Source organism: Marinilabilia rubra, assembly GCF_003121985.1.
GTDB lineage: Bacteria > Bacteroidota > Bacteroidia > Bacteroidales > Marinilabiliaceae > Marinilabilia > Marinilabilia rubra.
Map to the genome: position 1 here is coordinate 569398 of NZ_QEWP01000001.1, position 21813 is coordinate 591210.

Annotated in this window: 13 protein-coding genes; 11 read left to right on the plus strand and 2 right to left on the minus strand. The window is 39.9% G+C overall.

Annotation, left to right across the window (positions count from 1 at the left end; translation table 11 throughout):
* The first annotated feature begins 220 nt into the window (after positions 1 to 220).
* From DDZ16_RS02425 to DDZ16_RS02465, 9 genes are all read left to right on the plus strand, one after another.
* The gene (locus DDZ16_RS02425) at positions 221 to 2116 is read left to right on the plus strand and encodes a sulfatase family protein (protein ID WP_158275588.1); all 1896 of its coding nucleotides are present in this window, start codon (positions 221 to 223) and stop codon (positions 2114 to 2116) included.
* A gap of 82 nt (positions 2117 to 2198) precedes the next feature.
* Entirely contained in the window at positions 2199 to 5597 is a 3399-nt protein-coding gene (locus DDZ16_RS02430; protein ID WP_109262813.1) for a fibronectin type III domain-containing protein, read from the plus strand.
* 280 nt (positions 5598 to 5877) lie between these two features.
* Positions 5878 to 7464, plus strand: a complete 1587-nt coding sequence (locus DDZ16_RS02435; RefSeq protein WP_109262814.1) for an RICIN domain-containing protein — start codon at positions 5878 to 5880, stop codon at positions 7462 to 7464.
* 141 nt (positions 7465 to 7605) lie between these two features.
* A complete protein-coding gene (locus tag DDZ16_RS02440) occupies positions 7606 to 9024 on the plus strand; it encodes a sulfatase family protein (protein WP_109262815.1) in 1419 nt (472 codons plus the stop codon).
* Positions 9025 to 9114: 90 nt separating this feature from the next.
* On the plus strand, positions 9115 to 10266 hold the full coding sequence (locus tag DDZ16_RS02445; protein ID WP_109262816.1) for a family 43 glycosylhydrolase: 1152 nt from the start codon (positions 9115 to 9117) through the stop codon (positions 10264 to 10266).
* Between the two features lie 147 nt (positions 10267 to 10413).
* Complete coding sequence (locus DDZ16_RS02450) at positions 10414 to 12342, plus strand: T9SS type A sorting domain-containing protein (protein WP_109262817.1); 1929 nt, start codon at positions 10414 to 10416, stop codon at positions 12340 to 12342.
* Positions 12343 to 12531: 189 nt separating this feature from the next.
* Positions 12532 to 13443, plus strand: coding sequence for an alpha/beta hydrolase (locus DDZ16_RS02455; protein WP_109262818.1), 912 nt, complete (start codon positions 12532 to 12534; stop codon positions 13441 to 13443).
* A gap of 33 nt (positions 13444 to 13476) precedes the next feature.
* Complete coding sequence (locus tag DDZ16_RS02460; RefSeq protein ID WP_109262819.1) at positions 13477 to 13665, plus strand: hypothetical protein; 189 nt, start codon at positions 13477 to 13479, stop codon at positions 13663 to 13665.
* Positions 13666 to 13717: 52 nt separating this feature from the next.
* Positions 13718 to 14860: a T9SS type A sorting domain-containing protein gene (locus tag DDZ16_RS02465; protein ID WP_109262820.1), complete on the plus strand. Its 1143-nt coding sequence runs from the start codon at positions 13718 to 13720 to the stop codon at positions 14858 to 14860.
* A 374-nt stretch (positions 14861 to 15234) separates the two neighbouring features.
* On the opposite strand, the gene DDZ16_RS02470 is transcribed toward DDZ16_RS02465, so the two are convergent.
* Positions 15235 to 17388: a Sip1-related alpha-galactosidase gene (locus DDZ16_RS02470; RefSeq protein ID WP_109262821.1), complete on the minus strand. Its 2154-nt coding sequence runs from the start codon at positions 17386 to 17388 to the stop codon at positions 15235 to 15237.
* 155 nt (positions 17389 to 17543) lie between these two features.
* Here DDZ16_RS02470 and DDZ16_RS02475 point away from each other — a divergent pair, with 155 nt between their 5' ends.
* Both DDZ16_RS02475 and DDZ16_RS20680 read left to right on the plus strand, forming a co-directional pair.
* Positions 17544 to 18836 carry a hypothetical protein gene (locus DDZ16_RS02475; protein ID WP_109262822.1) on the plus strand — a complete coding sequence of 431 codons (1293 nt, stop codon included), beginning with the start codon at positions 17544 to 17546 and terminating at the stop codon, positions 18834 to 18836.
* Positions 18829 to 18975, plus strand: coding sequence for a hypothetical protein (locus DDZ16_RS20680; RefSeq protein WP_158275589.1), 147 nt, complete (start codon positions 18829 to 18831; stop codon positions 18973 to 18975). The genes DDZ16_RS02475 and DDZ16_RS20680 overlap by 8 nt, the downstream gene beginning before the upstream one ends.
* Here the strand turns inward: DDZ16_RS20680 and DDZ16_RS02480 are convergent.
* A complete protein-coding gene (locus DDZ16_RS02480) occupies positions 18965 to 21127 on the minus strand; it encodes a T9SS type A sorting domain-containing protein (RefSeq protein ID WP_109262823.1) in 2163 nt (720 codons plus the stop codon). The genes DDZ16_RS20680 and DDZ16_RS02480 overlap by 11 nt on opposite strands.
* Positions 21128 to 21813 lie beyond the last annotated feature (686 nt).

Here is a 21813-nt window from a genome sequence, read left to right on the forward strand (position 1 = left end):
GTTGTCAGATGTTCAAATTTCAGAAGAGGCAAGGTGCCATAATAATTATGGTTGAATGTGGAGAATTGTTGTCCATCCAAAATTGCAAGGCACAAATGTGCCGAAAAGATATTTGAATATCACATCAGAATAATTTGTGAATAATGCAGGCTAAACTTTCTTATTTATGTTGTCGTCCCTGAAAAAAATAAAGTTTCTGAAATTAAGGCTTTTGATCTTGATGGTTGGATTATTAAGTCCGATTGTGCTTTGGGCAAAAGAGCCGGTTCGTCCCAATATATTGTGGATTACTATTGAGGATACCTCCCCTCACTTCCTGGGGTGTTATGGAAATTCAGATGCTAAGACTCCTAACATAGATGAATTGGCGGATAAAGGCGTGCGGTTTACAAGGGCTTTTGCAACAGGGGCTGTTTGTTCATCGTCCCGAAGTACAATTGTTACAGGTCTGTATACCGGGCAATTGGGCACAGGTAATCACCGTAGTAAATATGAAATTCCTAAAGAAATAAGAGGATTCCCGGCTCTTTTGAGGGAAGCCGGGTATTACACAACCAATAATAAAAAGCTGGATTACAATATTGCCAATATGAAACCCTTTGTGGCAGATGCCTGGAATGAAAGTAGCGGTCAGGCAGGCTGGTGGGGGCGAGGAAAAGATCAACCTTTTTTCGCAGTGTTTAACTTTATGAGTTCGCACCAATCGCGCACAATGACTAACCCCTGGAATTGGTATGAGCATTTTGTTTTGGAAAAGCTGGGGGAACAAAACCGGATTGGGCCCGGTGAATTTGAAATGCCTCCTTTTTATCGTGACACACCCGAAATGCGTAAATATATGTCACGGGTCTACAATTCTTTGTCTTATACCGATCAACAAGTGGGTGAGCTGCTGGGCCGTTTAAAGAAAGACGGTTTAATGGAAAACACCATTATCTTCTTTTACGCCGATCATGGTGAGGGAATTCCACGAGGCAAGTGTAATCCTGTTGCCCTGGGATATCGCGTTCCATTTATTGTTTGGGCGCCTGATAAATATCGTCATTTGCTGCCATGGAAGAATGATTCAGTAGCATCCGAACTGGTTTCATTTGTAGATCTGGCTCCGACTGTTTTATCTCTGGGCGGGCTGGAGAAACCGGAATATATGCCTGGCAGGGCTATTATGGGCGATAACCGTGAAAATTCACCTGAGCTGGTTTATGCTTCGCGCAATCGTATTGATGAGTCTCCCGGCTTGGCCAGGAGTGTTACCGACGGAAGATTTATTTATACACGCATTTTTATGCCACACCTGCCCGAACTTAAATACCAAAAGTATGCTGATGTCTCTGATATTGTTAAGCAAATAAGGCTGGATTACCGAAAGGGACATTTGAATCCCATTCAATCAGGAATGTTAGAGAAAAGACCCATAGAGGTATTGTATGATCTTGAAAATGATCCCTGGGAAATAAACAATCTTGCTCAGGACGCCCGGTATGAGTCCGTTCTTCAAAAGTTTAGAGCCGCTTTGAAATCGCAGATAGAGGATATTAAGGATGTGCATTTTCTTCCGGAGTCTGTTATGTTAAAGCGAGCTGAAGGAAGTAATATTTACCGGATGCGGCAAAACAGGGAGCTCAATCCCATAAAAACACTCTATTCAGCAGCGTCTTTAGTGGGAAGAGAAGATAGTATGAAAAAACAATTTGAATTATTGAAGCATCCGGATGCAGCAGTCCGTTACTGGGCTTCACTTGGTTTGAAAAATCAGGAATTACCTGTAGAGAGCAAAAAAGAGATAGAGGAGGTGCTTGAAAATGAAAATGCGCCTGAGGTCAGAATAGAGTTGTCATCTATTTTATATAACAGGTGGAAATGCCCGAAAGGCTTTAATGTTTTATCAGATATGGCCGTTAGCGAGAACCTGATAATTTCCAACCAGGCTCTTCAGGCAATTCTTTATTTAAGTGATTTTTCAGAATTTATTCCTATTGCAAAGAAGGTTTTATACCTAAACAAAGATAGGAGTGGAGGATTGAGCTATGAAGTGAAATGTGGTGCAGAGATGATTTTGTTTAAATCAGGAAACCATCCTTTGAACTACGCTCATTTTAAGAAATGGATGAACTAGCCAGAAAGCAGGGCAATTTGATGAAAAGGGGGCCTGGGTTAAAGAAATATTAAGCTAAACGTACTATTCAAATTTAAAGATTATGAAAAAAATTACTACAATCTTTTTTCTTCTGTTTCTTCTAATCCAACAGGCATACCTGCAGACGCCATGCGGGGTGGTTTTGGAAGAGGATTTCTCTACAAGTCAATTGCCGACGGGTTTTTCGGAAGTTTCAACATCCGGAAATGTTTTGGTTGAAGACGGAGTGTTGAAAATGGATTATAATCCATCTCCCAAAACGCAGTTGAAAATTGATTTTAATGAGTTGTCGGGTAATGTGTTTGTCAATTTTGGCTTTGAGACAGAAAGAAATTACTTCACTGTTTATGGCGATGTTTTCAATAGTAATGGAGAAGTGATTGCTCAAATAGTGCTTGGAAACAACGGGACTAAAGGTATTTGTATTTCAAATGAATATGTGACCTCCGGCGTTTCTAATGACTTTGTAAATCTGCTGTCAGAAAATATTTCAACAGGTACCCGTTATGATATCTATTTAGAGATAGATACTGATTCAAAAACGATTTCCGGCAATGTGAATGGAAATATTTTAGATCCGGCCCAAGATGTTTCGTTGTTCAGTTCATCCATGAATGATGTTAGTCATATAGTTTTTGTTCAGGATTATATGTATGGTAATGACTCAGATAGAGATGATGTTGCTTTTGATGATTTTCAGGTGATTAATGACCCTGTGAACAGACTCCCATTATCTGATAAAATTGATGAAGCAAATGAATATATTAATAACGCTGTAGTTGGGACTGAAACAGGCTTTTATTCTCAATCGGATGTTGATGATTTTCAAAATGAAATTGACCAGGGCGAACTTGTTTTGGGTGATTGCAATTCCACCCAGACCATTGTAGATCAGGCTGAAAATGACCTTGACCAGGCCATCGCTTTGTTCCGAAGATCTGAAAATGCCTCCCCTGTTTCTGTATTGATAAACAGTTCAGAAGTGCATGAATTAACTGAAGGGCTCGCTGGGTATAATGTACGTATTGCCGACTCCCCCTGGAATTTTAATAATGAGGTGTTTCGTGAAGGGGTGAAGAATGCTGATGTTGGTTTCCTTCGTTATTTTTCGGGTACTACGGCCGACTATTTCGATATGAATACAGGAATGTACGAACCTCAGTGGTATGAGCAGGTGCATAGTACTTCAGACGGTAGTAAAGGATGGAGCGGATTTCCGAATTTAATGAAGTGGCAGGAAGGGAAAGGACCTTCGCGTTTAAGTGATTTGTATGATTTATTAGGAGAAAATGAGGCAAAACTGGTTATTACATGGAATGGGTTTGTGGATTCGCCGGACAGATTGAGAAATCTTGCCCAATTTTGTAAAGACAATAATATAATTGTGGAATGCTGGCAATTTTGTAATGAACCTAATTTCTATATTCCTGATAATCGACATTTCTTTAATAATGGTGCTGATTACGCCCGCAAAATGAAAGAATTTGCAGATGCTATTTTGTCTGTTGATCCTGATGCTAATCTGGCATTAAGTTATGGTTGGGATAATTGGGGCGGTTTTTCCGCTAGTATAAAAGATTATCAGAATTCTAATGGCCCATTTTGGACGCATCCTTCCATCCATTCCTATCCAATTCATGGATCGGGAGTTGATTTTAACTCGGCGATGAGTAGTGCAAATGCCATGCTAATCTCAAGGACAGATGATGCCTATTTTAATTCGGTTGAACAGCGCAGTTGGAATGGCGCTCAACTCTTGATGACTGAATATGGCGTATGGAATGAATACCTTAAGGATAAGGTATATTCGGGAATATACTCCGGGGAGTTTCTGACGCGAATGTCCGTGCATCCTCAGGCCTGGCTCATTGGAAAGCATGTGATAAATGGCGCAGTGCAACCCGTTAATGACTATAAGACTGAAATTTGGGATGCCTGGGAGAATAATTATGAATTTGATGCAGATGCCTTTGCAAATGATTATGAGGTAAACGTTGAAACACTCCCATTGCTGTACATTACCCCAGCCATTAATAACAGTAAGAGTGTATATTTAACAGGCGTTTTAGGTGGGGAGACTGTAAACTCATCTTCAGGAGAGATGGCTGCCGTTTATGCTGCAGGTTATGTTGGGAATTTCGACAAAGACTATCTGGTTCTCATCAATAAATCTGATAAACTGCACGAAGTTGAATTGAAGATTGACGGTCAAATTTTATCCCAAAATATTTCTGTATATAGTGCATTCTCAGAAACTCCTGATGGAATTGCTTTTGAAAGCGATACGCTGCAAATCACTTCAAGTGCTCTAACTTTGATGCCCTTTTCTGTAACACGTGTAGAATGGGATAAGGATCAGATGCTGGCTCCACGATCTCCTCGTATCTACAATGTTGAGCATGGTGACGCGGAGGTAACCTTGAACTGGTGGAAACGGGAAGGAGCCGATAGTTACACGCTAAAATATGGAACAGTTTCGGGTCAATATGATCATTCTGTTGAGGTGACAACCAACTCGGCAACTTTGTCAACACTTTCACCCGGTACAAAGTACTATTTTGCGGTTACAGCTTCTAATTCGGCGGGCACCAGTGAATTGTCCAATGAGGTGCCTGCATTCACAGGCACTCCCGGCATACCTGAAATTAACTATATCCACGAAAGTGATGGCAGAATAACCATACATTGGGAGAGTGTGCCGTTTGCAAATGGATATAAAGTGAAGTATGGTACAATATCCGGAGATTATACCCAGGAGGTAGATGCAAAAAATGTTTCAGGTTACGTTTTGCGTTGGTTACCCAACGATACTGAGTATTTCATAACTGTTTGTGCCTACAATAATGCCGGAGAAGGAGGAGATGCTCAGGAAGTTACTGCCACTGCCATCTCAGGACGACCATGGGCCCCATTCTTATTGCAGGGCAATGAAAAGTCAGATGGCACAATTAATTTGAGTTGGTGGGCTTCTGTAAATAATAATGGTGCCACCTACGATATTTACCATTGTGAAACCCCATGGGATGAAAGTTCATATACCCTTGTGGAGAGTGGAGTTCAGACCAATACCTACAACGATGTGACCATGAGAGATGCAGGGCGCCATTTTTACAGGGTTAAAGCCTCAAATGAGAAGGGGGAAAGCTTCTTTTTCTCTAATATCGCAACAGTTTGGAAAAACCAAAGTGGAAATACCGTAGGAATTGAGGATGTTTTTGCAAAGAAAATTTCTGTTTCACCTAACCCGGCAAGTTCTTATGTTCGAATCGAACTGGCGGCTGAAATGGGACCTGTCAATTACCGGATGGTTAATATGAATGGAGAAGTTTTGCTGGAAGGTGAATTGTTGAATAATAAGAGGCTGGATGTTAGCAGGTGCAATACGGGGGGCTATTTTCTGGAGTTTACCATGGAAAATGAAAGGACTATTGAGAAAATTGTGATCAAACCTGAATATTAATGATTGAGCCAAAAGGAGAATGTTCGAAAAGTTCACTTCTTTTGAACATTCTCCTTGATTACATATCGCTTAGTCTTTGTTTTTATCTTCCTTATTCAGTTTAGGAGAATGTGAATTTTGCTTTCCAAAAGATTCGAGCCGCATTATCCCTTGTCTGCAGTGAAAATGAAAATGCAGGCAACCATCACTTTTTATATAAAACACACGATTTTACAGTTTCAAAACCTACTTTCTGGCACTATTTAATAATCCTGTTCAAGTAATAATTAAAGGTAAAAGAATGATAAAAATATACAGATTAACTTTAAATGTGATAATAGGCCTGTTTGTTAGCGGAACTGTTAATTCTCAAATAACTTATTGGTTAGACCAGTCGGCACTGGATAGCCCCCATCGGGATAAAATTATCCAGGCTATGGATTCATGTATAAGCGCCTACAATACTTATAGTAACTACGATGAACATGTAAGGGTTATTTATGATGAAACAATCCCAACTGCGAATGCCGGCTATCAGGGCCGTATAGCCTTTGGAGGGTCTATTGGTGAAAAAACGGCTATCCACGAGATGTCTCATGTTTTAGGAGTGGGCACTTACCGTGAATGGGATAATAACCGGGATGCTGATAATAAAAAATGGTTAGGAGAAAAAGCCATTTCCCAGCTGAAGGAATTTGACGGTGAAGATGCAGTATTAAATGCAGATCATTGGCACTTTTGGCCTTACGGGTTGAATAAGAACTGGGCTGATGTTGAACATCATGTATACATGGTTGGTGCTTTGAGAGAAGACATGGGACTTTCAAATACCAGTGGTGAAGGTGGTGGGAGCTGGTGCAATCCTGCAATGCTTGAAGGGTTTAGTGAAATTAACAATGGCGGAGAAAGGGATTTTGGCTTTGCTTTTGCAAAAGCAGGTGATGATGTTCGTTTAAAAGCTTCCACCCTATCTGACGACGAAGGTTCCTGGAGTTGGAGTGGGCCCGGTGATTTTTCAGGCAACTCGGAAAGTATCCTTATTAATGATGTGCAGAAGAATCAAAGCGGCACTTATATTGCAGAATTTACCAAGAATTGTGATGGGGTTACAACCAGAGAGTTTCCCGTTTTTGTGCATCAACACACTGCTTATTATGCCATTGAAATCACTACAGGTTTCCTTTTGCGACCAGAAACTGATTTGGAAGGATCTGAAATGAAATGTGCTGAATCTACTGTTACTGATTATTGGGTGCAATGGGAGAAAATTGATACAGATAATGGCTATTTCTACCTGAAAAACCGCAAAACCGGAATGTATTTTCGTCCGAAAGGGAATAGTGACGGCGACCGCATGGAGCAAATTAAAGTAGAAGATGGAGACGAAAGGGCTCAGTGGAAGATAAAAGACACAGGTGAAGGAAATGCATTTATAGTGAATCGAAGTACCGGTCTGAAGTTTCGGATTACTTCCGGGCAGGTAAATGATGCTTATATCGAACAAACGCATGATGGCAATACCGGGGGATGGACCCGATGGGACTTTGTAATGCTGGATGATGTAGATAAAACATCTACCAGTGTTTCAGAGATGGATGGTTCTTCAGAAAATGATTTGTTGAATTGTTCACCAAACCCCTTTTCAGGGAAGTTAGATGTTGGCTTTTATGTGCTGGAAACCGGGAAGGTATGGCTGGAGATATATAGTCTTTCAGGAAAACGGATAGCCATCCTTGTTAGCGGCGAAAAATATCATGCAGGTGATCACTCGCTTGTTTGGAATGGAGAAGGTGACTGGGAAATGTCTCTTCATCCAGGGTCGGTTTTACTTGTTCGTTATCGTACCGGACAAGAACTGGTTTCATCTAAAGTAATGCTGAAAAAGTAAGCAAGATGTTAAACTTACAAAGGAACCAAATATGCCATGGTCTTATACCATGAAATAATTGATAAGCATCCTGATACAAGGTTTCGTGCCGAAAATATGGAATGATAATTTTTATCTGGAAATTAAATAATTGCAGTAAAAATGGAGTATTTTAAGTTTTTATTATTCATTTTGGCCGGGCTTCTATTTGAACTCACTTTACTTAATGCCCAAAATGCGTCAAAAAAACCAAACATTTTACTTTTTGTTGGTGACGACATGACCTGGAGCGACTGTTCACCGTATGGCAATGAGGATGTTCATACGCCCAATATCGAAAAACTGGCTGATCAGGGTACTTCTTTTGACAACATGTTTACCGGAACAGCCATGTGTGCCCCTACGCGTCAGCAACTTTATTCGGGAATGTATCCTGTTCGCAGCGGGGCCTACCCCAATCACAGCATTGTGTATGTCGGGGCAAAATCCTTTGCCACCTACTTTGGTGAGATGGGGTATCGCAACGCTTTAATCGGCAAAAAACATTATGGGCCTGAGTCATCTTTCCCGCTTACTTATTTTGGTGGTGTTCATCATGACAACGGGAAAGGTCAGGATATTGATTTGTCTAAAGTTGAGGATTTTATAGTGGATGATCATGAAAAACCTTACTTTATGGTCATTTCACAAAACCAACCTCATATGCCATGGACCAGGGGCAACCATGAGCAGTATGATGCCGAAAAACTAACTGTGCCTGAATATCTTATTGACTGTGACTTTACCCGTTCGGAAATGGTGAAATATTATGCCGAAATAACCTACATGGACAGTCTTCTTGGGGTATGCATGGATTATGTTGATCGTTCAGGGGAGGCTGACAATACAATCGTCATTTTCACCAGCGAGCAGGGTTCGCAGTTTCCCTTTGCCAAATGGACGTGTTATGATACCGGGCTAAAAACCTCTTTTATTATGCGTTGGCCCCAAAAAATCGAGGCTGGAAACCGCATTGATGATTTGTTGCATTACGTGGATGTTTTGCCGACATTAATTGAATTGGCAGGAAGTGATCCCCGGAATATTCATACCGGTATTCCCGATGTTTGTGGTAATACAGACTTTGATGGTCAAAGCTTTGCTTCCTTATTTGAGGGGGGTGATCATCCCCGGGAATATGTTTACGGAGCGCAAACGACCAGGGGAATTTATCACGGGCCAGAAGCATACGCTATTCGATCCATCAGGAACAAAAAATATAAACTCATCTGGAACCTGCATCACGAAACGGGGCTTACCAACCTGGTAACCGAAAAAAAGAAAAACAACATTCTGGATATTTGGTTGCGTGAAGCCTCTGATTCGTCAGATAGTGCCCGGGTAAAAATGTACACGAACCGGCCCGAATTTGAGTTGTATGATATTCGCAAGGATCCTTATGAGTTGAATAACCTTGCTGGTGGCGAAGAATATGAGCATGTTAAAAAACGGATGTTCAATGAACTTAGAAAATGGATGGCCAGGCAAGTGGATCTTGGGCATGAGACGGAAATGAGGGCATTGGATCGACAAGACAAGTGAATGTTATTTAAAACCGACAGAGATTCTGATTTATTGAATTGTTTTTATGCTTTGAAATCAATTAGTGATTAATATAAAAATTTAAAGAAAATGAGAGTACTATTTGTGTGGTTAAGTATTTTTTTAGGAATTTATGTTTTTTCTTCATGTGGTTCAAGGGCCAATCTATCAGAAAAAGAAAAAGCTTTCAAAGACCACGATAAGGCCATCTATATTAAAGATGGTTGGATTCGCGATCCCTATATTTTTCTGGATGATGATGGATTTTATTACCTGACCGGAACCACACCCCAGCCTAATGATCCACGGGTGGAAAAGGAACTTTACAATACCGGACTGGATGCCCAGAATATGGAGCTTTATGGCACTCCCAGTATCGTTGGACGGAGTTTGAGGGTTTGGCGAAGTAAAGATTTACTGGACTGGGAATATTTGGGCGAACCCTTCACTCTTGATAAGGGGTATTGGGCCGATGTATACCCGGAAAGATTTGATACCATCCCCAAACAAGACTGGCGTTTGTGGGCTCCTGAAATTTATAAAATTGATAATAAGTGGGTCTATGTTCACACTACCCCCTCACCTGTAAAGGGGGGAGCGAACCTGGCAATTTCAGAGTCAGGTACCATGAAAGGTTCATTTAAGTTCCCAATGGGCAAAGATATGCGTTGGAAACATGACCCGTCGCTTTTTGAAGACAGTGACGGTACCTGGTATCTCTTGTGGGGAAACACGAATATTGCACCTATTAAATCCGGTTTTAACGGGCTCGCTGATGAGCCCAAAAGAATTGATCCTGCAGACCGCCGCATTGGTCATGAGGGAGCCACCATACGAAAAATAGGGGACAAATACGTGCATTTTGGGACGGCTTGGTCGACGGATAACATGCGTAAAGGTTCTTATAACCTGTATTATTGTCTGGCTGATAGTATTACCGGACCTTATGGGTCCCGCAGGTTTGTCGGTAGATTTCTTGGCCATGGCACGCCTTTTCAGGACAAAGACGGCCGTTGGTGGTGTACAGTATTTTACAATGCCAATGTCCCACCTGTTGACAAGGAGGGTATTCAGGAGCACGATTTGAGCGAAACAGCCCAAACCATCAATGAACAGGGAACCACTATTGTACCGCTGAAGGTAGAGATCAGGGATGACGGTGATGTCTTCATCCGGGCCAAGGATCCACATTATGCAAATCCGGGGCCTGACGAAGCCCAGGACTTTGATGCGGTTGATTGATTCATTATTCTGTTAATCTCTTGAAAAAGGTTGTCAATCATTTTTGGGGAATTATACGCGAGATTGCCTCAATGCCAGGGCTATTAGTGCTATATGGTTTGTCTTGCACCTTGTGTTTAAACTATTGAAAATAAAAGTTTTAATAGTATGAAAATATTTTGTAAGCTTATTGTATTGTTAGGTGTATTTTGGTCTTTTCATATTTCCGCCGGGCAGGTGGTACAAGACCCTGATTTTTTTCACGGGCCGCGTACCAAGTGGGTGATTTATCCCGAACTTCCTTCAGGGCCTGAATGTACAGGAGGTTGTATAAACCGACATTCTATAATTCCTCAAATGGATATTGGGATGGCTGAATGGCTTGGCAACCTGGAAGCTGTCGGGGCCAATTCGGCAACAATTAATCTTGAGGCCAGACGGGGACTTTTGTCATCCCCGGCTCATGCTACTTTTGATCTTTCCGCCGAACAGATCAATAATGGGGAATTTACCCCATACCAGCGCGACAGGCAGTTGATCAATTTTCTGATCGACGTACAGGCGGCCATTAACAGAGGTGCTGTTAACGGAAATATTCGATTTCATGTGCATCAACGGTTATATCCCCGTAGAGAAAGTTCAAGAGAACAGCAGTTTATAACCGACTTTTCGGAATTTGTTAATCGAGCCAAAGAATATGGTGTTGATCATTTAATTGCCGGCATAAGATTGGGCGAACATGGAACAGATGGCCGAAATTACGTTTTGGAGTTTGCCCTGAAGGTTGTTAATGCAATTAATGAAAACACCGGGGGGTGGCTACGAAACAAGGGCTTAGAAATGAGCGGCGATGAATATGGACGGATGTTTAAAAATATACATACCCGGGCGCTTTCTTCTACCTTTTTCGAAGAAATTAGCGGGGAAACAGGATACTTTACATTTTGCTTTAAAGCTTTTGGAGTAGGCGGCAGGTTACGTGATATGGGGTATGATACAGAATCGGTTTCCGGTTGGGAAACCGGCCTTCGGGAAGGCTTAGGGCTTGACGATTTAGTTAATTTTATTCAGGATCATCGTGAAGAATATCCTTATCATGCCAATGTAATTTTTATTGGCGATTCAGGAGATGCGCTTAAGCAAATCGGCTGGCAGGAATATTGGGCTACAACCAATATTTTTACTCAGGCCGGTGATGGGTTTTCCGGAATTATTGGGGTCAATGGGTATCGGAGACCCGATAAAGGAACGGATGATAATCACCTCTATTTTTATGATGCCATAGATGGAACCACAGCCACAGCTAAACCTAATAGTATTCAACGATGGCAGGCATGGCCATTTCACGATGGGGATGTAAGTGAACACCACATTGTACTGGCCAAATCAGGGATGTATGGCACCATGCAACCAGCCGGCCCTTTGAAAGTTGATAATGGTGCAAGCCTGGATTTTTCAGCTACGCCATGGCCCGGCTATGAAATCTCCGAAATTCTTGTAAATGGCAATCCTGTTTCTGTTTCAGAAAATTTTTCGATAGAAAATATTACCAGCAGTACAAAACTTCAGGTAAAATACAGGAAAACGGAAGCTGTTCATAATGTGATTGCTTTCTCTGGTCATGGGGGAACCATTTCTCCTTCCGGTGTTGCCGGTTTTAATGATGGAGAAACAGCCACATACAGTATAACTCCATATCCCGGATATGAGGTGAAATCATTGCTGATTAATGGTGAGGAAGTGTCTCCAAGGGAAACTTTAATTCTTGAGCCTGTTGATAAAGATCATACCGTTCAGGTCTTTTTTAAAGCAATTACCAGCTCTGTCTCTGATGAATTTGAAGATGTCTTAATAGATGTTTACCCTGTTCCTGCAAAAAGCGGTGGATCTGTGTTTGTTGAACTGGATGGTTGGGGTATGCGAAATTATTCACTTAGTTTGTTTGATATGCGGGGGCGTTCTGTAAGTGATTATTCACCAGAATTAACCGGAACCGGTATGGTTTTGCATCTAGGGAATATTGACGGAGGGCTTTATTTTCTAAAAATTGATATCGCCGGGAAATCACTGTTAAAGAAAATACTGGTTGAGGACTAAAAAAAGGTTGCGCTTTTATAATCTGTGACTTGAGGAGGGTGTGGTTTTGATTTTTTAACCTGGTTTCTTGTGTTTTTGCTTCATGAAAAAAGACAAATATAGCTATGATTACTTTTTTAATTTTAAAAAAAACTTTGCCTTACCCAACATATTGCAAATGACATAACACTCTTTTCAAAACAAGAATTTATGAAAAAAATAATCTTTCTTCTGGTTTTTATTCTTTTTGTATCAAATGCGCGTTCAAATGAACCATTTGAATATAATTATTCATGCGTATATAAGACAATTGATACGACTAAACTTTCTTTACATTTCATCACTCCGGCTTCTATGTCGGATGACAAAGAATATCCTGCCATTGTCTTTTTCTTTGGCGGCGGGTGGATTGGTGGCAGTGTTAAGCAATTCGAACCTCAGGCAAAATATCTTGCACAAAGAGGAGTGATTGCTGTATTGGCGGAATATCGAGTTGAAAAAAGAAACGGAACCACACCCTTTGATGCAGTTGAAGATGCCAAATCGGCAATACGTTATTTGAGAGCAAATGCATCCGGGCATAAAATCAATCCAGACCAAATTGTTGCAGCAGGCGGATCAGCAGGCGGTCATCTGGCGGCGGCTACAGCTACTTTAGAGGAGTTGAATGCTCCGAACGATGATCTGTCTGTAAGTTGTGTCCCAAATGCTTTAGTGCTATTTAATCCGGTGATTGACAATGGGCCTGACGGTTATGGATATGAGCGAATTAAAGCTCGGCATAAAGAGATATCACCACTGCATAATATCCACCAAAAAGTTCCTCCAACAATTATTTTCCTGGGTACAAAAGATCATTTAATCCCGGTTGAAACGATGATAAAATTTAAAAATGAAATAGAGGCTTTTGGCGGTCGTTGCGATCTCTTTTTGTATGAAGGACAAAAGCATGGCTTTTTTAATCTGGGTGCCTTTAATAAGAATAGCCCTGAATTTTTTAATGAAACTATGTACAGGACTGATCTCTTTTTAATGTCGCTTCATTATATTCCAGGAGGGCCTAAAATAAAATCAGAAATAATACCAATAGGTCTAAGAATTGAATCTGATTGCGGTAATTAGTCTTTGCATGAAATAAAATAGTCTTTTAAACACATGCTTATCTGCTTTGTTCAACCTTATTCCGAAATAGAGGATCATCCTGAAAGATTGGCCTGCTATATACAAGTGAGTGAGTTGTTTTATGAGAATGGGGAACTCTCTGCCGACAGGAATAAACGTGTGCTTCCTTCAGAAGATATTGAACCCGAAAATGGAGAATGGGGATTTGTTGGGAAGCATTAACAGTTGCCTGCTAAAGGATTTTTGTATATTAACAACTTTGAGATATTGATTTATGAAGGAGCTTTTAACTTTTATAATGTTATTTGCGGGTTTAAGTGTGTTTGCCCAGGACAATATCAAATACACTAATGACATGGATTATGTGTTGGGGGATGTCAAGCAAGCCTTTATTCATGATAAAATCTCGAATAAAACTCAGGTTGATAATCTGATAAAGGGCTTTAAGAGTCTTAAAGTTAATGGTATCCGGATTCCGATTTTTGCTGAGGGACTTGAGCCAAATAAGGCCATGCTTGATTATTTTTTTGAACAGGCAAAGGCCTATGGTTTTAAGATTTTTGCCAACCCTGCTCTTACCAGTGGAGGTATACGCATTGCCAATGTTGTTTTTAAAGATGAGGATGCAGGAGGATCTGTTTGGAACGATCCCGTAAAAACTCAGGTGCTAATTGACAGAATCAAGGCTTTTGCAATTGAATATCCCTGCGATTGGATTTGTCCCTTTAATGAAGATGGGAGACCCGGGAAAAAATGGTCGGTAGCGCAATACAATGCGATCTTCCAGGGGTTGTTGGGGCAACTCAATGGGGCTGAGCTTGTTGGTTCCTGTCAGTGGGGCCTTGAGGCTGGGATTTTAACCTTTGATAAAACCGAAACAGATCAATATATTAGTGTTGCTACCTCCCATAATCTGGGGTTTAACCATAATTTGTGGTCAACTTTCATAAATAAGGCCAGAGCGAAGGGCTTACCCGTTTGGGATTCAGAAGTTAATCACAATCAAAAATATCCCGACAGGCTTACAAGGCTTGAAGCAGCCCTTGAAAATAAGGTTGATGGTTTGGTTATATATAATAGTTGGAGGGGGATTAACCTCTCCAACGGCACTTTGAATAATACTGAGCGGGTTTTGGAACAACAAGCCCTTTTTTTGGATAGTCAAACCTCTGTTAATGATTTGTATGGTGTTGATTCTGTTTTTGTTTATCCCAATCCGGCCTCCGAATTTATCAGCGTTAGCGGATATGTAAATGTCAAACAACTTTCTTTGATCGATTTACAGGGGAAAATTGTAAGGTCTCAATCTGAAGCCAATCAATTAATCGTTGAAGGTCTTTCACGAGGAATATACATCCTTAAGCTTGAATTATTTGATGGTCATGTTAAGTATATGAAGGTTACAATTAACTCTTAAAACATGCTTTATATCAGTAATATCAAACATTAAATTGTGTGGTTGATAATCCGAAAACCCGGCATTGTCGGGCAAAAAAACGATGATAGTGGTTTTTTTCTCCGTAGCCGAGAAACTGATGGCCAACAGCAAATTCATTATTAATAAAATATATTTTATTTAGATCGAGTGAAGTTGAAATTTCATTGCATTCTTTTTATTTTTTATTATTACTTCGTGTCTGTCCATAAAGCAGCATTTTCTGCATTGTGCTTGTCCGAAAAGTTCTCATATACGATAAGTAAACTCCGTATTTCGCAAGCTTTGTAAATGGCACTTTCTGAACAGACACATGACCATTTACAAAGTTAGCTTAGTTTATGGGCGGGCACTGTTTACAGTGTTACCGTTACGTCAACTTTTTCTTTGCCTTTGGGAAAATAAATTTTCCATAATCCACCACCAAGTTCTTCAACTTTGCTTGCCATGGCGCATTTTACAGGCTTTTTGTTATACACAACCAAAGTGCCGGGTTCAATCATGGTCAATTTTAGTTCCGATTGGTTGTATTCAATCGCATCAATAGCCGCTGCCGCCAGGTATTTATCGATACACCCAACAACCGACCAGCCTTTTTTAACCGGAGATAATTGTACAAAACAATCGGAAAAACCATCGAGTTCTATTTTATATTGATCGTTTAATAATCCACCTTTGCCATCGTACCAGTCGTAATAAACCAGTCCTTCTTCAGGAACTTTCCATTTTGGAACAGCAGGTTGTATAAATGATCCGGCATGTTGATAATCCTGTGTAGATATTTGAGTTTTAACAATTTGTTGCGGAGTTGGATGTGCTAAATTGTAGGCAACAAATGCCGCAGCACCGTTTGGCAGAGGAGCAACAACACGGTAGGCCTCAGGTGTTGTGAGTGCCGATATCATGGCCGATTCGGGTAGCGGTACAGCAGGTGCTAATGGACGAAGCAACTTACCATCGCTATAACAAAGCGGTGTAACCAGTTCTTCGAGAAAATGGTCGGGTGCATCAGAGAGGTAAATGGGTGCGCCAGACATGGCTTTGCTAACAGCCATCATGCGGCCGGCAAATTTATCGCTGGAGTGAAACATATCGTGATCGGGCCAAACAGCTTGTCCCATCCAAAGGGTATTTTGGTACGATTGGAAAAGGTGCGATTTTGCTTTTTCCATGTTGTTTAGCAAATAGTCGACACTTACACGCGAAACAGCGCTGTATTTGGTGTTCATCAGGCTTAACAAATCCGAACAAAAGCAGTTGATCAGGCCACCCGATAGTTCATGGGCGGCACGCTCGAGCGATTGCGCATGTTGCGACACTGTTTTTACCGGGTTTTCTTTGCCTTTGTAAAATCTCATCTGACGGTTTTGGTTATCGATTTTCACAAAATCGAAACCATGTTTTTTAGTAGATCCAATAAGACCTTTGTAAAACATCCACGAAGATATGGAGTCGCCTTTGGGCATCATTACCGGCAAGGGTTCTCCTCTGAATTTTTTGTCAATTTTTATCAGGTGAGGATCCAGTTCCCGCAATTCATGATCGGGGTGAAGTCCTTGCCACTGGCCATTCATGGCATGCCAAATGCCCATCCACTTTATTTTTTCTGATCTTAAATCCATCAGGGGTTTAAATCCATTCGGAAACGTTTCAGGGTGCGCATCAAATGATAACATTCTGCTATCGCCCATCTTAAATCCTGTTTGGTGCTGGTGCCCGTCGTCAACCAATACCCAGCGCACAGGTAAGGGGCTTTCTTCAATTTTTTGCATGGCATCAACCATTAAATCGCTGGTAATTTTGCGGCGGTATTGTTCCCAACTGCACCAACCGAGGTATGTAAACATTTCAGGATACTCTTTTTCATGACGCATGGCTGTGCGTCCGGCAAGAGCTTCTGTGTTTATCGCATTTTTCCAGGCATTTTCAAAAACATCGTATAGATTATCACTTTTGGCGTATGCTACCAATGGGATATCGCCCGAAACAGTTTCAGTACCAAATGTAACAAGTTTAATTTTTAACGAGCCATTATCGTTAATTGTGAAATGCGACATGGCATCAGGACTGGCAATACCTTGCAAAAGAAGGAACTCATTGTTCGGTAGCTTAAACAACACGTACAATCCATTGCGCGAAGGTTCTGCTGCTTTGGGGTCTGGTTTAAAGCCCTTGCTGATGATTGTTTGTAAATCTTTGGCAGCCCATGGAAATATCCGGTTCGCTGCATCCAGTATTTTGTCGCGGTGATCGGTACTAAAATAAACAACCGATTCATAAGCGGGTAAATCAACACTTATCTCTTTTAATAACCCGTTTGCAGGCCTGGCCTCGAAATTCTTTAACACTAAGGCATCTGATCCTTCTGCATTTGCAGTATTCAAAACGTTTTTTTCAACACACAGTAAATCATTATTGTCTTTTGAATGACTAACGCATCCTGATAGGCTGAAAATGGTATTAACAGTTATGAAAAGAATTAATACTCTTTGAGGGAATAGATTTCTCATTTATACAATTTTTGTTTTTAATGATTATTTTTATGGCTATATTATTTCTGGTTTTTGATTTCTGAAGGATAAAAATAGATATGAGTGATTTCTTGTAAAAGGAATTGAAGTGTTACTTTTGTTATTCTTCTGTTATTTGTTAATAATGTTTAATAATGAGAGAGTTGGATGCATTGAGAAAGTGGGTTGAATTAGTTCAGGAAATGAATCAATGGCCTCATTATAGTGACTGGAATAATCATCAATTCCGGTTATTAAGTGATGAGATCAGTGAAAAGGCAGGCGTCAGGATTGACAGGAATACGGTGCGCAAGGTAGTAGATAATGTTAATAATGGTAAAGTGTATTCTCCTCATATTAGTACAAAAGATGCATTGGCCTTATATATCGGAAAGAAAGACTGGGAGCATTTCGAAAAAAGTATTACAAGACCTGAAAAGCAAATAAAGGGAAAGCTTTTCTTCATTACTGCTGTTGCTGCAGTATTCTCTTTTATTGCGTTTTTGTATTTAATCAATAATGATGATGAACCATATTATTTTGCTGTTAAAAATCCGGAAGGTGTTATTCCTCATACTGTTGTTTGTAATTTTAATTTAAAGAAGTTAAAGGATGATGAAGTATATATAGACTACGGACATGTTAATCAGGAGGGCAATTATGTATTTCAGGAGATTAACAAAAACTCGGTCATTAATAAGCACTGCTTTCATTTTCCGGGGTATTACAATATTCGTCTGTTTGTTGATGGAAAGGTTAAAAACAGGGAAAAATCATGGATCAATTCCCCTGGATGGTTTATTTATGCCATCGATGCTACCTCTTATTTAAGTAAACATGAAGTGCCTGAAATGGTGAGGAAAGCAGGGTTACCCCTTCTTCAGCATATTCCTTTTAATGCCATTTTGGAAAAACAAACCACTGATGATGGACATTTTTTTATACCTGAAGAAAAAATTATGGATATAAATGGGCAGGCAGTCAATCATCATCTGCATTTAAGGAATTTTAAACCTTTTGGCGTGGATATGCAAAATGCACTTTTTTCTATCCGGTTTAAAGATGACGATTTTGGTGAAGGGATTAACTGTTCTGAGGCAGCTGTTTATTTGCATTGTGAACATGGTGATGTCGGCTTTAAATTTGCACAAAAAGGTTGTGAAAGATATACCCATCGGCGTATTGGAGATGATTTTAAAGCCGGGAGGGTTTCCGACCTTGATTATTTGATTTTAAATTACAAACAATTCAGAACAATATCCGTGAGGGGTTCTGGTGACGAAGTTACGCTACTGGTTGATGGAAAGGAACTGAAATCTTTTTCTGTACAGCAACAATTTGGCGAAATACGCGGAATGCACTTTTGGTTCAAAGGATCCACGTATATCGATTACGTCAGACTAGCCGACAATGAAGGTCAGTTGGTATTTTCAGAAGAGTTTGAGTAGCATTCAAAAATATCCCGACAGGCTTACCAGGCTTGAAGTAGCTCTTGAAAACAAGGTTGATGGTTTAGTTATTTATAATAATTGGAGGGGGATTAACCTTTCCAACGGCACTTTTCCCGGAGTGGTGATTACTCCTTAACAAACGTATTTGCAGAAATTTGTTCAGAGTTATCCATTAATTGCAATAAATAAACCCCTTTTGGTAATATTCTTATGTCTATTTTGTTTTTTTCTGTCATGCCTGTTAATGTACAATCACCGGCCATATTAAAAACCCTGTACTTATATTTAAATCCTTCCTGATTGTCCTTAATATATAAGAAATTAATCGAAGGGTTTGGGTAAATCTCTATTCGGTTTTGTTTTGAATCATTTATGCCCGTTTCGTTGTTTAGCAATATTTTAAAGCAATACAACGAAAAACCTTCCAGATCATAACTAAAGTTGGTTGAGAATGTATTGGCTAATTGCGATACTTCTCCGGATCTGTTTAAAGAATTTTGCCATTGAGTCACTTCAATATCCTGACCCGCTAAATCATAGCCCGATACATCAAACTCTACTAACGTTTTGTCAAAAGGACTTAGATTCAGGGCAAAGATGGTCAATACATTGTCCTTAATAAATGAGGTGGCTAAAACATCCGCAGAAGATTGGGTTGTTTCTAAATAATAGCCCCCATTGGCATTATTGACTACCTTTTTGAAAATTTCGTATTTTGTCGATTTTAAGATGTCTTTGTCGTTTGACCATATCATTGTGTGATCTTTCCCATTGTACGGGCCGTAAAATAACCATGTATCCAATCCAACGAAACCAGCTTTTACATGCTCAAAAAAATGCTTCGAATTAATTATTTCGTCTTGTTGAACGATGCCTACCCAATTATGTAATTCAGTATTCCAGGGTTCTTTGCCCAGTTGGTTGGCTTTGTTAACAAACCCTTCCGGAGTTCCACCATCACCCGTATTATGACTTGCAGCAATAGCAATAGATTCAATTTCATCCGGTGTTGCATTGTTTAAATAGTTTACCCCCTGCTCGTAACTCCATGTGGAAGGAGCAATAAGCTCAGGCATATAAACCCCCTCATTTAGCATATCAGGTATGTTGTCATACAGATATTTACCATGTGTTGCAGTAATTTGATTCTTTTCATTAGTAATATCCAAATAATCAATTTTAAAGCCTTTGCTGTGCATAAAATTCAAATAATCGGCATAGTATCTTGCTAATTTATCCACATACAAGTTGTCAAATACCCACTTTTTTACAACTTGTCCATCAACGGTTTTTGTGCCATTCTCCCTCCAGGTCATTATCCAGGCCGGTACCGGAGCCCATGGAGCCTTGGGGCCGCCCCATACCGTCCAGGCTTCATTAGTCGAATAAGCTTCATCAAGTGGACGAGGACTGGCAAAAAACTTAATATCAGGGTTCGCTTGCTTCATCGCGCCCATCATGTTCAGGATTTTATCATATGCTTCAGGCTTTTTTACACCTTCTTCTCTTTCATAGGCACAGCTAATGGCTACACGCACAAATTCTGATTGTAATTTTTTAACTCCCAGTTCTGCCAGTTGTGTGCTTAACTCATTGGTTCTCCAATACCACAAGCGTTCAGCATCAATGCCAAAACGAAGTTTTTGCTTTTTATTGGAAGTAACATTTACCAATACCGAGCTTTCAGATCCAATTGAAATATACTCGCCTTTAATGGTTACTTTGTTCACATTCCAATCGAATGTTCCGTAATCAGGGCCACGGGCACAGACCCATGCAGTAACCGAGTTGTTGGTGCCTGATGATGCATAGTCAATAGGTGGATTATACGTTGTACTATTTAAGTTACTTGAAAATGGGATGTTATCAGTTGACTGATTGATATCCTTATTGTCGGGTGTGACTTCATTGTTTGTACAACCTATCCTGTAATAATATGGACCATCTGCTAAACTGGCACTATGCTCCACAATTATTTCCGTCACTACCAGCGAATAACCATCAATGGGCGTAATATTCATTGCCATATAGGTATTCTTATAGTTTGTTGCATTGTTATTAATGATTTCACAACTCAAAACCGTTTTTCCTTCGACAGATTGAAAGCCTGTTGAGTTTATTTTAGGCCCTCCTGTTATAGCTGGATCGCCAACAATGGCTTCGCTTCCCATAGAAACCAAGGCCTGCATGGTATTATTAAAATTATACTCTATGCTAAACTTGTTAGTCTGTGCAGAAAGCCCTAAACATAGGTTTATAAATAGTAGTGGCAGTAAAACTCTTTTCATATTTTAGTTTATAAAATTTTGCTTTGAAACAGGCCTTCGTCTTTGGCCGGCATCAAAATATAAATGCCTGCTGAAAGATCTGATACATCCCACCGAAAGGGAGCTATAGAAAGTGCCTCTTTTTACAACCTTTTCTGCTATCTCAACTAGACTGTTGGAGAGTTCTGAATGTTATTTGACACTTCCATGTTAAGGATCTCCACTGCTTGCATGACTTCCGAATAGAGTGATGAACGAAGGACGTTTCAGCTTTGTAAAGATAGTTTTAGTAAACTTTCTGATGTATAACTTAAATTGCAATCACTATTAACTATTATTCATGAATGTTGGTTGTTGGTGACCTAATCATTTATTTTCTCAATCTATTAATCAATACTTCGTTAATCATTTCTTATGGTCTAAACACTGATGTTGATTCTGTTTGGATATTGAAGATTATACCCCCAATTCATCAAAGATGAAGCGATAAATTCAACTGCATGACTAATGCTTTTTAACGAGGGATTCTGTTTTTGGATTTATGAATATTGAAAACTCTCTCTCTAAAATACTGTTAAATTTTTAAGCAATAATCAGTGGGTTAATAATGGGAAGGATTTTTTTGTCATATAGTATTAGATTTTCTCCAACATTGGAAAAGTTACAGAATTTGACAAAAAATTAATATTAATAACACTTATTGGGGG

Bases quoted from the DNA above. Each gene is read 5' to 3' on its own strand.
- DDZ16_RS02475 (WP_109262822.1), top strand. From the start codon at position 17,544: ATGAGAGAGTTGGATGCATTGAGAAAGTGGGTTGAATTAGTTCAGGAA.
- DDZ16_RS02445 (WP_109262816.1), top strand. From the start codon at position 9,115: ATGAGAGTACTATTTGTGTGGTTAAGTATTTTTTTAGGAATTTATGTT.
- DDZ16_RS02435 (WP_109262814.1), top strand. From the start codon at position 5,878: ATGATAAAAATATACAGATTAACTTTAAATGTGATAATAGGCCTGTTT.
- DDZ16_RS02480 (WP_109262823.1), bottom strand. From the start codon at position 21,127: ATGAAAAGAGTTTTACTGCCACTACTATTTATAAACCTATGTTTAGGG.
- DDZ16_RS02440 (WP_109262815.1), top strand. From the start codon at position 7,606: ATGGAGTATTTTAAGTTTTTATTATTCATTTTGGCCGGGCTTCTATTT.
- DDZ16_RS02450 (WP_109262817.1), top strand. From the start codon at position 10,414: ATGAAAATATTTTGTAAGCTTATTGTATTGTTAGGTGTATTTTGGTCT.
- DDZ16_RS02465 (WP_109262820.1), top strand. From the start codon at position 13,718: ATGAAGGAGCTTTTAACTTTTATAATGTTATTTGCGGGTTTAAGTGTG.
- DDZ16_RS02460 (WP_109262819.1), top strand. From the start codon at position 13,477: ATGCTTATCTGCTTTGTTCAACCTTATTCCGAAATAGAGGATCATCCT.
- DDZ16_RS02470 (WP_109262821.1), bottom strand. From the start codon at position 17,388: ATGAGAAATCTATTCCCTCAAAGAGTATTAATTCTTTTCATAACTGTT.
- DDZ16_RS02430 (WP_109262813.1), top strand. From the start codon at position 2,199: ATGAAAAAAATTACTACAATCTTTTTTCTTCTGTTTCTTCTAATCCAA.
- DDZ16_RS02425 (WP_158275588.1), top strand. From the start codon at position 221: ATGGTTGGATTATTAAGTCCGATTGTGCTTTGGGCAAAAGAGCCGGTT.
- DDZ16_RS02455 (WP_109262818.1), top strand. From the start codon at position 12,532: ATGAAAAAAATAATCTTTCTTCTGGTTTTTATTCTTTTTGTATCAAAT.